This is a genomic window from Mycolicibacterium sp. SMGY-1XX, assembly GCF_059132455.1.
The window spans coordinates 3,916,204-3,927,875 of the sequence record NZ_CP101139.1; the positions used below are offsets into that span (position 1 = coordinate 3,916,204).

At 67.4% G+C, this 11,672-nt stretch carries 14 protein-coding genes; 6 read left to right on the forward strand and 8 right to left on the reverse strand.

Annotation, left to right across the window (positions count from 1 at the left end):
* Positions 1 to 9 precede the first annotated feature (9 nt).
* The 4 genes from NL241_RS18955 (at position 10) to NL241_RS18970 (ending at position 4,110) form a co-directional block, all read left to right on the forward strand.
* Complete coding sequence (locus NL241_RS18955) at positions 10 to 681, forward strand: SDR family oxidoreductase (RefSeq protein WP_487697000.1); 672 nt, start codon at positions 10 to 12, stop codon at positions 679 to 681.
* A gap of 95 nt (positions 682 to 776) precedes the next feature.
* Positions 777 to 1,709, forward strand: a complete 933-nt coding sequence (locus NL241_RS18960) for an LLM class F420-dependent oxidoreductase (RefSeq protein ID WP_487697002.1) — start codon at positions 777 to 779, stop codon at positions 1,707 to 1,709.
* Positions 1,710 to 1,719: 10 nt separating this feature from the next.
* Positions 1,720 to 2,637 carry an LLM class F420-dependent oxidoreductase gene (locus NL241_RS18965; protein ID WP_494394715.1) on the forward strand — a complete coding sequence of 306 codons (918 nt, stop codon included), beginning with the start codon at positions 1,720 to 1,722 and terminating at the stop codon, positions 2,635 to 2,637.
* Between the two features lie 90 nt (positions 2,638 to 2,727).
* Positions 2,728 to 4,110 (forward strand): type II NADH:quinone oxidoreductase Ndh, encoded by a 1,383-nt coding sequence (locus tag NL241_RS18970; RefSeq protein WP_487697005.1) that lies wholly within the window; start codon positions 2,728 to 2,730, stop codon positions 4,108 to 4,110.
* Positions 4,111 to 4,127: 17 nt separating this feature from the next.
* On the opposite strand, the gene NL241_RS18975 is transcribed toward NL241_RS18970, so the two are convergent.
* The 8 genes from NL241_RS18975 to NL241_RS19010 all read right to left on the reverse strand — a co-directional run bounded on the left by NL241_RS18975 (position 4,128) and on the right by NL241_RS19010 (position 10,029).
* Entirely contained in the window at positions 4,128 to 4,772 is a 645-nt protein-coding gene (locus NL241_RS18975; protein WP_487697007.1) for an urease accessory protein UreD, read from the reverse strand.
* On the reverse strand, positions 4,772 to 5,452 hold the full coding sequence (gene ureG, locus NL241_RS18980) for an urease accessory protein UreG (RefSeq protein WP_487697008.1): 681 nt from the start codon (positions 5,450 to 5,452) through the stop codon (positions 4,772 to 4,774). The genes NL241_RS18975 and ureG overlap by 1 nt, the downstream gene beginning before the upstream one ends.
* Positions 5,453 to 5,470: 18 nt before the next feature.
* Positions 5,471 to 6,103, reverse strand: a complete 633-nt coding sequence (locus NL241_RS18985; RefSeq protein WP_494394716.1) for an urease accessory protein UreF — start codon at positions 6,101 to 6,103, stop codon at positions 5,471 to 5,473.
* 19 nt (positions 6,104 to 6,122) lie between these two features.
* Entirely contained in the window at positions 6,123 to 7,844 is a 1,722-nt protein-coding gene (locus NL241_RS18990) for an urease subunit alpha (protein ID WP_494394717.1), read from the reverse strand.
* Positions 7,844 to 8,155, reverse strand: coding sequence for an urease subunit beta (locus NL241_RS18995; RefSeq protein ID WP_494398338.1), 312 nt, complete (start codon positions 8,153 to 8,155; stop codon positions 7,844 to 7,846). The genes NL241_RS18990 and NL241_RS18995 overlap by 1 nt, the downstream gene beginning before the upstream one ends.
* A gap of 9 nt (positions 8,156 to 8,164) precedes the next feature.
* Complete coding sequence (locus tag NL241_RS19000) at positions 8,165 to 8,467, reverse strand: urease subunit gamma (protein ID WP_487697012.1); 303 nt, start codon at positions 8,465 to 8,467, stop codon at positions 8,165 to 8,167.
* 182 nt (positions 8,468 to 8,649) lie between these two features.
* Entirely contained in the window at positions 8,650 to 9,066 is a 417-nt protein-coding gene (locus NL241_RS19005; protein ID WP_487697014.1) for a PaaI family thioesterase, read from the reverse strand.
* A 153-nt stretch (positions 9,067 to 9,219) separates the two neighbouring features.
* The gene (locus tag NL241_RS19010) at positions 9,220 to 10,029 is read right to left on the reverse strand and encodes an iron reductase (protein ID WP_487697015.1); all 810 of its coding nucleotides are present in this window, start codon (positions 10,027 to 10,029) and stop codon (positions 9,220 to 9,222) included.
* Between the two features lie 206 nt (positions 10,030 to 10,235).
* Between NL241_RS19010 and NL241_RS19015 the strand changes: the two genes are divergently transcribed.
* Complete coding sequence (locus tag NL241_RS19015) at positions 10,236 to 10,652, forward strand: BlaI/MecI/CopY family transcriptional regulator (RefSeq protein ID WP_494394718.1); 417 nt, start codon at positions 10,236 to 10,238, stop codon at positions 10,650 to 10,652.
* A 14-nt stretch (positions 10,653 to 10,666) separates the two neighbouring features.
* A complete protein-coding gene (locus tag NL241_RS19020; RefSeq protein ID WP_487697018.1) occupies positions 10,667 to 11,614 on the forward strand; it encodes a M56 family metallopeptidase in 948 nt (315 codons plus the stop codon).
* Positions 11,615 to 11,672: the final 58 nt, after the last annotated feature.

Consider the following 11,672-nt stretch of genomic DNA (forward strand, 5'->3'; position numbering starts at 1 on the left):
GGTCAAGCCATGGAGGTGCTGGTTACCGGTGGCGATACCGAGCTTGGACGCACCATCGCGGAGGGCTTCCGCGACGAGGGGCACCGAGTTGTGATCTCGGGTGCGCGGCGCGACGAGCTCGAAGTCGCCGCCAAGGAGCTCGACATCGATGCGATCGTCTGCGACAACTCCGACCCGGCCAGCCTCGCCGAGGCGCGTTCGGCGTTCCCGCAGCATCTCGACAGCATCATCCACGTGCCGGCGCCGCGCTGGCAGGACGGCGATCCGCGCACCTACTCGCTGACTCAGCAGTCCGCGGCGTGGCACAACGCCCTCGACACCACGGTGCTGTCGGCAGCGCTGACGCTGCAGAGCATCGGCGACCACCTGCGTGCCGGCGGTTCCGTCGTGAGCGTCGTACCGGAGAGCCCGCGCGACGGTAGCGCCCAGTCCGCGATCAAGGCCGCGCTGTCGGCATGGACCGCCGATCAGGCGACGGTGTACGGCACCCGCGGCATCACCATCAATGTGGTGGCAGCCGGCCAAGGTTCTCAGCCCGGATACAACGGCCTGTCGATCGCCGCGCCGTCGACGGCGGCGGAGATCACCCGGCTGGCGCTGTTCCTCACCACCTCGGGTGCTCGCCACATCACCGGACAGACCCTGCACGTGAGCGCGGGACAGCTGGCGCACTTCGGCTGAAACCCCCGGGCCCTCTCCCAGGCTCGATTATTCCCCCGTTCGCGTCGAGCGAAACGGGGTTCCCGCCCCGCTTAGGCGTGGTTAGGGTCCAGACTGTGACTATCAAACTCGGTCTGCAGATCCCGAACTTCTCCTACGGCACCGGCGTCGAACAGCTGTTTCCCACCGTCATCGCGCAGGCGAGGGAAGCGGAATCGGCGGGGTTCGACTCCGTGTTCCTGATGGACCACTTCTATCAGCTACCCGGTCTCGGTACCCCCGACCAGCCCATGCTGGAGGCCTACACCGCACTCGGCGCGCTGGCCTCGGCCACCGAGAAGGTCCAGCTCGGCACGCTGGTCACCGGCAACACCTACCGCAACCCGACGCTGCTGGCCAAGGCCATCACCACCCTCGACGTCGTGAGCGCCGGCCGGGCGATCCTGGGCATCGGCACCGGCTGGTTCGAGCTCGAACACGACTCGCTGGGCTACGAGTTCGGCACCTTCACCGATCGGTTCAACAAGCTGGGCGAGGCATTGCAGATCATCCTGCCGATGCTGGCCGGCGAGCGACCCACCGTCACCGGCAAGTACTACCGCACCCAGGAAGCGATGGCCGAGCCGCGCTACCGCGACCACATTCCGCTGATGATCGGCGGCAGCGGCGAGAAGAAGACAATTCCGTTGGCGGCCAAGCACTTCGACCACCTCAACATCATCGCCGGCTTCGACGAACTGCCCCGCAAGGTCCAGGTCGTCAAGGAGAACTGCGAGAAGATCGACCGCGATCCCGCCACCCTGGAAACCAGCATGCTCGCCGTCGCGATCATCGACGAGAACGTCACCGCCGATTCGATTCCCGAGGATTTCCGGCAGCAGGCGGTGTTCGGCTCGCCTGAGCAGATCGTCGACCAGCTCAAGACCAAGGTGTTGGACGCGGGCGTCGACGGGGTGATCCTGTCCCCCGTCACGAGTATCAACGGATACCAACCCGGCGGCATCACTGCGGTGGCCGAGTTGCTGACGCCCCTCCTCGCCGGTCGCTAGGGTCGAGACAGTGACGATCAAACTCGGGTTCCAGATCCCGAATTTCTCCTACGGCACCGGCGTCGAGCAGCTGTTTCCCACCGTCATCGCGCAAGCGCAGGAAGCCGAGGCCGCAGGTTTCGACTCGGTGTTCGTGATGGATCACTTCTATCAGCTGCCGATGCTCGGCGACCCCGATCAGCCCATGCTGGAGGCGTACACGGCCTTGGGTGCCCTGGCCGTCGCCACCGAACGCGTCCAACTGGGCACGCTCGTCACCGGCAACACCTACCGCAATCCGACGCTGCTGGCCAAGGCCATCACCACGCTCGACGTGATCAGTGCCGGCCGGGCGATCCTGGGCATCGGCACCGGCTGGTTCGAGCTCGAACACGATCAGCTCGGATTCGAGTTCGGCACCTTCACCGAACGGTTCAACAAGCTCGACGAGGCCTTGCAGATCATTCTGCCGATGCTCGCCGGCGAACGGCCCACAGTGAACGGTACGTACTACCAGACCCGGGAAGCGATGGCCGAGCCCCGTTACCGCGACCACATCCCGCTGATGATCGGCGGCAGCGGCGAGAAGAAGACCATCCCGCTGGCGGTACGGCACTTCAACCACCTCAACGTCATCGCGGGCTTCGACGAACTGGCGGGCAAACTGGCCGTGGTCGAGAAGCGCTGCGAGGAGATCGACCGGGATCCCGCGACGCTGGAGACCAGCATGCTGATCACCGCGTTGGTGGACGACAAGGCCACCCCCGACATGGCGCCGGCCGAGATGAGTCAGCGGATGGTGGTCGGTAGCGCGGAGTCGGTGGCCGAGCAGATCAAGACCAAGGTCCTCGACGCCGGGATCGACGGCATCATCATCAACATGCCGTACTACACTCCTGGTGCCATCACTGCTGCCGGCGAAGCGTTGAAACCGCTAGTCACACCCTGAAAAAACCGGTGTGGCATCTCACGAAGACGACCGAAATGGGTACGACTACCGTAGACGTTGTTCTGTGTGTAGCCATTGGAGGAGCCCAAAATGAGCCATCCCGGAGCCACCGCGACCGATAAGCACAAAGTTGTCATCATCGGATCCGGCTTCGGCGGATTGAACGCTGCGCAGAAGTTGAAGCACGCTGATGTCGACATCAAGCTCATCGCGAAGACGACGCATCACCTGTTCCAGCCGCTGCTCTACCAAGTCGCCACAGGCATCATCTCCGAAGGAGAAATCGCCCCGCCCACCCGGCTGATCCTGCGCAAGCAGCACAACGCCCAGGTGGTGCTCGGCGAGGTCACCCATATCGACCTGGCGAACAAGACCGTCGACTCCCTGCTGCTGGGCCACACCTACCGCACGCCCTACGACACCCTGATCGTGGCCGCCGGTGCGGGACAGTCCTACTTCGGTAACGACCACTTCGCCGAGTGGGCGCCCGGCATGAAGACCATCGACGACGCCTTGGAATTGCGCGGACGCATTCTCGGGGCGTTCGAGCAGGCCGAGCGCTCCAGCGACCCCGTGCGCCGCGCGAAACTGCTGACGTTCGTGGTCGTGGGTGCCGGTCCCACCGGCGTGGAGATGGCCGGCCAGATCCAAGAACTCGCCGACCAGACGCTCAAGGGCAGCTTCCGGCACATCGATCCCACCGAAGCGCATGTGATCCTGCTGGACGCCGCCCCGGCGGTGCTGCCCCCGATGGGCGAGAAGCTCGGCCTCAAGGCCAAGGAGCGACTGGAGAAGATGGGCGTCGAGATCCAGCTGAACGCCATGGTCACCGACGTCGACCGCAACGGCATCACCGTGAAGGATCCCGACGGCACCACCCGCCGCATCGAAGCCGCCACCAAGGTGTGGTCGGCCGGTGTGCAGGCCAGCCCTCTCGGTCGCGACCTGGCCAACCAGTCCGACGTGGAGATCGACCGCGCCGGACGGGTGAAGGTGAACCCGGACCTGTCGATCCCCGGTCACCCGAACGTCTTCGTCGTCGGCGACATGGCCTTCGTGCCCGGCGTCCCCGGCATGGCCCAAGGTGCCATCCAGGGCGGCAAGTACGTCGCCGAGATCGTCAAGAACGAGGTCAAGGCGCGCGAGCACGGCACCATCCCCAAGCCGCGCGAGCCGTTCAAGTACTTCGACAAGGGTTCGATGGCCACGGTGTCGAAGTACAACGCGGTCGCCAAGGTGGGCAAATTCGAGTTCGGCGGCTTCATCGCCTGGCTCGCATGGCTGGGTCTGCACCTGATCTACCTGGTGGGCTTCAAGACCAAGATCGCCACGCTGTTGTCGTGGGCGGCGACGTTCCTGAGCCGCCAGCGCGGTCAGCTGACCATCACCGAACAGCAGGCCTACGCCAGAACCCGCATCGAACAGCTGGAGGAACTGGCCGCCAGCGTCGACGACGAGAAACAGGCGAGTTAGCGGTTGCGGCCTGGTAGCTAGAGCCGCTCTCCCTGCCACGTCGTCAGGACTCCGCCGCCGGCGAGGTCGAGTGCCACCGCTCCGTTGCGAGCAGGCCCGATCCCGCCGGCGGTGTCGTCTGGATAGACCAGTTCGCTGACGCAGGCGCGCGGGGCCGACACCGCGTCATCGGCGACGGCGCCGGTCCCCAGTTCGACACGGTGGCGCAGCAAGGGCTGACCCTTCACATCGGCGCGCAGCGCACCGCTCCAGAAGCCTTGGCGCTCATGGGTTCTGCCGATCTGCACCCGTTCGCGAAGTCGCAGACTGCCGGCCCCCTCGACGGCCACCGTGATCGACGTGAGGTGGCGGGCATCGGCGGCGATGACCGTTGGCTCCAGATCGAGGTCCAGGTGTCCCGCGACCTCCAAGTGCATCGCGGCCCGTGAGGTCAACTCCCCCGCCCCCGGTAACGCCACGGTGGCCGCCGCACTGCGCAGACACAACCGTGCCCCCGGCTCGACCACCACACGGATACTGATGGTGTCCCCGCCCAACGGTGTGGCAGCCGCCGAGAGCAGATGAACGGTGTCGGTCACCGTGCTGCGCGCGGTCAACCCGCCCCGGCACTGGATCCGCGGCAGGCGCCCGGCCTGCGCCACGATCACGACCTCTGAATGCATCAGACTGCTTGCGCCACCTTCAGCTGGCCCCGGACCCAGGCCAGCACTTCGGAGGCCGCGGGGTCATCGGTCAGGCTGATCAGCACGAATGGCCGGTGGTCCCGGACCGCACCCGCATCGCGGCGCATGACGTCGAGGTCGGCGCCCACCATGGGTGCCAGGTCGGTCTTGTTGATCACCAGCAGATCCGAGAAGGTGACGCCCGGTCCGCCCTTGCGCGGCACCTTGTCACCGCCGGCGACGTCGATGACGAAGATCTGCACGTCGATCAGCCCCGAGGAGAACGTCGCGGTCAGATTGTCGCCGCCGGACTCCACCAGGATCAGATCCAGGTCGTCGTGCGCGGCGATCAGGTCGTCGATGGCATCCAGATTCGCGGTGATGTCATCGCGGATCGCCGTGTGCGGGCAGCCGCCGGTCTGCACCGCGGCGATCCGGTCGTCGGGCAGCACAGCATGCCGGCGCAGGAAGTCGGCGTCCTCGGTGGTGTAGATGTCATTCGTCAGCACCGCCAGCGACAATTCGTCGCGCAACTGGCGGCACAGCGCGGCCACCAGAGCGGTCTTACCCGAACCGACCGGGCCGCCGACACCGATACGCAGCGGCTCGCCGGGCTGGCGCACGCGCTTGGGCCGGTCGTTGTGACCGTGCGGCTGACCGTCGATGAAATGTGGTGGCATTGTTGACCTTTCAGTACTTCAGGATACAAAAAGCGGCCGGTCACGCTCGGCGTGCCGCTGCGCCAGCACGTCGAGCAGGGGGTCGGACAGGTCGGCGAGCCCGGCGGTGGCTTCCAACGCGGTGTGCTCGCAGACGTCGGCCAGGGTGAACGTCACCGCGGCGACGTCGGCGGGGTCCAACGCCAGCAGCCGCTGTGCCGCGGTCGCCGAGCCGGTCATGGTCGTGTAGACCATGGCCAGGGCGGTGTGTTGCGGATCGAGAGCGCTGACCCTGCCCACCACCCCGGCCACGACGCCGAGGTGTGGGGCCCGGCCCATCACCGCCCAGTCAGCATCCGTTGGCCAGACCCGCCGCGCGAGTCGCAACAGACCCCGCCCCTGGGCCCGGGACGACGCCCTGGCCGACGGTGCCGGTGTGCGCGCATCGGTCTCCAGGTCGGCCGATCCGATGCTGATCGCGGCGGTCTGCACCGCCACCGCCACCGAGGCCGTCACCAGACCGTTGGTGCGGATGCGCCGGCGCAGGAACGCTTCCAGCGTCGCCAGATCGGTGACAAGGCCACTGGTGACAGCCTCCTCCATACCGCCGGAATGCACGTGCCCGCCGGTGGGAAGGCGGGAGTCGGCGAGGTTGAGCAGGGTGGTGATCACTCTGGACTGGACTCCGCTTCTAGAACAGGAAGTAACGCTGAGCCATCGGCAATTCCGCTGCCGGCTGCTCTTCCCACACCTGGCCGTCGATGCGGACGGTGAAGGTGTCGGGGTCCACCTCGATCCTCGGCGTGGCGTCGTTGAGCGGCATGTCCGCCTTGCCGACCTTGCGAACATTGCCCACCGCAACCAGTCGGCGCTTGATGTCCAGCCGGTCGGCCAGGCCGTCCTCGATGGCTTGCGGGGCCACGAAGTGCACCGATGTGGCGGCCGCTGCAGTCGGTGCCGCACCGAACATCGGGCGCGGCAGTACCGGCTGCGGCGTCGGGATGGAGGCGTTGGCATCACCCATCGCGGCCCAGGCGATCATGCCGCCCTTGAGCACCGCGTGCGGGCGCACCCCGAAGAAGGCCGGCTCCCACAGCACCAGGTCGGCGAGCTTGCCCACCTCGACGGAGCCGATCTCCTTCTCCATGCCGTGGGTGACGGCCGGGCAGATGGTGTACTTCGCGACGTAGCGCTGTACCCGGTTGTTGTCGGCTCCTGCGTCGCCGTCGAGGAAGCCGCGGCGCTTCTTCATCACGTGCGCGGTCTGCCAGGTGCGCAGTACCACCTCGCCGATACGGCCCATGGCCTGGGCGTCGGAGCCGATCATCGAGATGGCGCCGATGTCGTGCAGCAGGTCCTCGGCGGCGATGGTCGACGGCCGGATGCGGCTCTCGGCGAACGCCAGGTCCTCGGGCACGCTCGGGTTGAGGTGATGGCAGACCATCAGCATGTCGAGGTGCTCGTCGAGGGTGTTGACGGTGTGCGGCCGGGTCGGGTTGGTGGAGCTGGGCAGCACGTTCGGGTGGGAGGCGACGGTGATGATGTCCGGCGCGTGCCCGCCACCGGCACCTTCGGTGTGATAGGCGTGGATGGACCGGCCTTTGATCGCCGCGAGCGTGTCCTCCACGAACGCCATCTCGTTGAGGGTGTCGGTGTGGATGTTGGCCTGCACCCCGGCCGCGTCGGCCACCGTCAGGCAGGCGTCGATGGCCGCCGGGGTGGTGCCCCAGTCCTCGTGCAGCTTGAAGCCCGCCGCGCCGCCGCGCAGTTGCTCCCACATGGCCTCGTGGCTGACGGTGTTGCCCTTGCCGAGCAGCGCGATGTTCAGCGGCCAGTGATCGAGGGCCTCGAGCATCCGGGCCAGATGCCACGAGCCCGGCGTGACGGTGGTGGCCTTGCTGCCCTCGGCCGGGCCGGTGCCGCCGGCGACGATGGTGGTGATGCCGCCGCCGAGTGCCTCTTCCATGATCTGCGGGCAGATGAGATGAACGTGGCAGTCGATGGCGCCCGCGGTGACGATGCGGCCGTTGCCGGCGATGATCTCCGTCGACGGGCCCACCACCAGGTCGGGGTGGACCCCGGACATGACGTCGGGATTGCCGGCCTTGCCGATCGCGACGATGCGCCCGTCACGAATGCCGATGTCGGCCTTGATGATTCCCCAGTAGTCGATGATGATCGCGCCGGTGATGACGGTGTCGGGGGCGCCGTCGGCGCGGGTCGCCCGCGACTGCCCCATCGATTCGCGCAGCACCTTGCCGCCGCCGAAGACGGCTTCGTCACCGGCCAGTCCCGGCCCACCACTGCGGTCCTCGGTGATCTCGATGAGCAGGTCGGTGTCGGCCAGGCGGACACGGTCGCCGGTGGTGGGACCGAACAGGGCGGCGTAGCGGGACCTGGACAGGTTCGCCATCAGGCATCAAGCTTTCCGGGAGGGGTGAGCGACAGGCCGTGCACCTCACGCGTGCCGCCGAGCGGCACCAGCGTCACGGTCTGGGCGACACCGGGTTCGAAGCGCACCGCGGTGCCCGCCGGGATGTCGAACCAGTAGCCGTGCGCGGCGGCCCGGTCGAACGACAGGGCGGAGTTGGCCTGCGGCAGGTGCACATGGCTGCCTACCTGGACCGGGCGGTCGCCGGTGTTGAGGACTTCGAGTTCGAGGCGCGCGGCACCGGCGTTGAGTTCGATGTCGCCGTCGCCGAACAGGATCTCGCCGGGGATCACAGCCATGCTCTACGAGATCGGGTGGTGGACGGTGACGAGCTTGGTGCCGTCGGGGAACGTGGCTTCCACCTGGACGTCGTAGAGCATCTCGGGGACTCCCTCCATCACGTCATCGCGGGTCAATACTTCCCGGCCGCTGCTCATCAGCTCGGCGACCGTGCGGCCATCTCTGGCACCTTCGAGAAGGTGGTCGGTGATGAGCGCGACGGCCTCGGGATGGTTGAGCTTCAAGCCGCGGGCTTGCCGCCGCCGGGCGAGCTCCGCCGCGTACGAGATGAGTAGCCGGTCCTGTTCATGCGGGGTCAAACGCATGAGGATGGATCCTGCCATTGTTCGAGCGCCGATGCGCAGCGAGGAACGAGCTGCGCTGAGAAGCCGAACCACCGCACCGTTCGAGCGCCGATGCGCAGCGAGGAACGAGCTGCGCTGAGAAGCCGAACCACCGCACCGTTCGAGCGCCGATGCGCAGCGAGGAACGAGCTGCGCTGGCAAGCTCAGTCGGTTTCGGCTTCGAGGTTCTGCAAGCGCACCTGACCGCGAGCGATGGTGCGGTCCTTCTCGTCGTTGACGGTGACCAGCCAGAGCTGCTGACGACGACCGCGGTGCAGCGGCTCGGAGACGCCGTAGACCTTGCCCGAGGAGATGGCGCGCAAGAAGTCGGTGTTGTTGTTGACGCCGACGACGTTGCCGCCGCCGTGCGCGGACAGCCAGACGTAGGCCGAGACGCTGGCCATGCTCTCGATGATCGAGCAGTACACACCGCCGTGCACGATGCCCACGGGCTGGAGCAAGGACGGTTTGACTTCCAGCTCGGCCTTGGCACCGTCCGGGCTGATCTCGGTGAAGACCAGACCGAGTTCGGTGTCGAAAGGCGCGGTGAAGTCGGGCAGGCCCGACGGAGTTGCTTGCACCCCTTCTGTTTACACGGGGATCGGGGGCGCCTCAGCACCTGTGCCCAGAAAGACGGCGAGCCCCGCGCGTGATGCGCGGGGCTCGCCTCTCGAGTGGACCGGGGGTCTCTGCAGCCCTCAGGACTCCGGCTCGGTCCGTTAGCCTCGACTCATTCAATATAGGCAAGGCTGCCCTAATTTCGCAAGACCTTCGTTGCGAATCGGACGAGAAAAATGACCGGCCCGCAGCCGCGGGCGGGTCTGGCCGCGCACCGGCAGGCCGAAGCCGACCAGCGCGTCGAGCACCGCCTGGCCACGACGCATCCCGACCACCTCGCTGTAGCCGGCGAGCATCGGCACCTGTGTGGCCGCAACCACGATGGCCGTACCGACGGTGTGCCACATGGACTCGATGCTCACCGCCCCACCGCTGATGTCGTGGAGTTTGGCGAACAGCGGAGACAACGACCGGTGGCAGCGGTGGGCGATCCAGGTCGCCAGCGCCGCTTCGCTGGGCAGCTCCACCACACCTTCGGCGGGCCGGCCGTGGCGCGCACACGGATCGTCGGGCAGCACACGCACCGTCGGATCGACCACGCCGAGCCAATCGATGGCGCCCTCGGAGTCGACGTGCACCCAGAGGTTCTCCAGCCCGGTGTCCCAGGCGCGGCCCTCGAGCACGACCAGCGCCACCACCCGGCCGATGACGGCGTGCGCCAGCGTGGCCGCCAACTGCTGGGCCGCCGCGGTCCTGCTGTCCATCTCCTCGGCGGCCGCGGCGAACATGACCTCGAGACGGTCGCCGGTCAAGGCGGCCGTGAGCGGCCACCACCTGCGTTTGGACACGTCGCCCATGACCGCCACGCCATACACCCGAGGACACTCCGGATAGAGCACCCGCAGCCGTCGACTCGATTCGTGCAGCGGCAGAACCCGGCGGATCGTCATACCCGCGATGAGCGGATCGTCGATCAGGGCAGTCATGGCACCTCCTCGTATGCTTAGGTAAGCCTAACCATAAAAGCATGAGAGCTACGGGGGAATACCTGTGACTGCTTGTGACTGCTTTCACAGCCGCCGGCAGCGGAACTATCGGCGGGTGGCATTGGTTACAGAGGACGGCGGTAGATACGACGGCCGGTAGTAAACGCGAGTAGTCTGTCGACATCGTTTTCAGAGAAGAACGGAACATGGCCAAGGTGGCTCGTTTAGGAGAACTCGAACAGGCGGTGATGGACCGTCTGTGGTCGGCGCCGGAACCCCAAACCGTGCGCCAGGTGCACGAGGCGCTCTCAGAGCGCCGCGATCTGGCGTATACGACGGTGATGACGGTTCTGCAGCGGCTAGCCAAGAAGCACCTCGTGGTGCAGCACCGCGACGACCGCGCCCATCGATACGCCCCCATGCACGGCCGCGACGAACTGGTGGCCGGCCTGATGGTCGACGCGTTGGATCAGGCCGCCGATACCGGTAGCCGCCAGGCGGCACTGGTGCATTTCGTGGAACGGGTGGGTGCGGACGAGGCGGAAGCGTTGCGCCGCGCGCTCGCCGAGTTGGAAGCAAAACACGGTCTGACCACCTCGGCTGGCGACGTCGTCACCGACTGACGGATACTGTCAGCGTGTCCGCGCTGGCCTTCTCTGTTCTCGCGCTGCTGCTGGTCGGTCCCGTACCGGCCCTGCTGGCGCGGGCCACCTGGCCACTGCGCGCGCCGCGGGCCGCCGTGGTGCTGTGGCAGTCCATCGCCGTCGCGGCCGTCCTGTCCGCTTTCAGCGCCGGAATCGCGATCGCCAGCCGGCTTTTCGTGCCCGGCCCCGACGGGCGTCCCACCACCTTGCTCGGTGAGATCGACCAGCTCGGCTGGCCGCTGTGGCTGGGATCGATCACCGTCTTCGGACTGACGCTGCTGATCGGCGCCCGCCTGATGGTGGCCGGTGCGCAGGTGTTCATCTCGACCCGTCGGCGCCGCTCCTACCACCGCACACTCGTCGACATCCTCGGCGTCAGCCACGAGCGCGCCGCCGCACAGGCCTGTACCCGAGCCAGCGAGCTGCGGATCCTCGATGTCCAGCAGCCGCTGGCCTACTGCCTGCCCGGCGTGCGCGGACGCGTCGTGGTCAGCGAGGGGGCCTTGAGCGCCCTCGCCGACGACGAGGTGACCGCGATCCTGACCCATGAGCGTGCGCATCTGCGAGCCCGCCATGACCTGGTCCTCGAAGCCTTCATCGCGGTATACGTGGCATTCCCGCGGTTCGTCCGCAGCCGCAGCGCCCTCGACGCCGTGCGCCTGCTGATCGAGCTGCTCGCCGACGATGCCGCCGTACGCGCCGCCGGTCCCACTCCCCTGGCCCGGGCGCTCGTCGCGTGTGCCGCGGGCCGCGCACCGAAAGGGGCGCTGGCCGCCGGCGGGCCCACCACCGTCATCCGGGTGCGGCGGTTGGCGGGACGCCCCAACAGCGCACCACTGGCCGCCGCGGCATACCTGAGCGCGGTCGCGATCCTGGTGGTGCCCACCATCGCCGTCGCGGTGCCGTGGCTGCACGAGCTGCAGCGCCTCTTCTCCGGCTAGGCCGGTCGCCGAGGCGGCGACGAAGGAGCCGGGGAGGCAGGGCCGGCCTACAGACAGA

Excerpts from the sequence above, each read along its gene's own strand:
- NL241_RS19010 (WP_487697015.1), bottom strand. The coding sequence starts at position 10,029 with ATGACTGCCCTGATCGACGATCCGCTCATCGCGGGTATGACGATCCGC.
- NL241_RS19000 (WP_487697012.1), bottom strand. The coding sequence starts at position 8,467 with ATGCGTTTGACCCCGCATGAACAGGACCGGCTACTCATCTCGTACGCG.
- NL241_RS18990 (WP_494394717.1), bottom strand. The coding sequence starts at position 7,844 with ATGGCGAACCTGTCCAGGTCCCGCTACGCCGCCCTGTTCGGTCCCACC.
- NL241_RS18955 (WP_487697000.1), top strand. The coding sequence starts at position 10 with ATGGAGGTGCTGGTTACCGGTGGCGATACCGAGCTTGGACGCACCATC.
- NL241_RS18975 (WP_487697007.1), bottom strand. The coding sequence starts at position 4,772 with ATGCATTCAGAGGTCGTGATCGTGGCGCAGGCCGGGCGCCTGCCGCGG.
- ureG (WP_487697008.1), bottom strand. The coding sequence starts at position 5,452 with ATGCCACCACATTTCATCGACGGTCAGCCGCACGGTCACAACGACCGG.
- NL241_RS19015 (WP_494394718.1), top strand. The coding sequence starts at position 10,236 with ATGGCCAAGGTGGCTCGTTTAGGAGAACTCGAACAGGCGGTGATGGAC.
- NL241_RS18970 (WP_487697005.1), top strand. The coding sequence starts at position 2,728 with ATGAGCCATCCCGGAGCCACCGCGACCGATAAGCACAAAGTTGTCATC.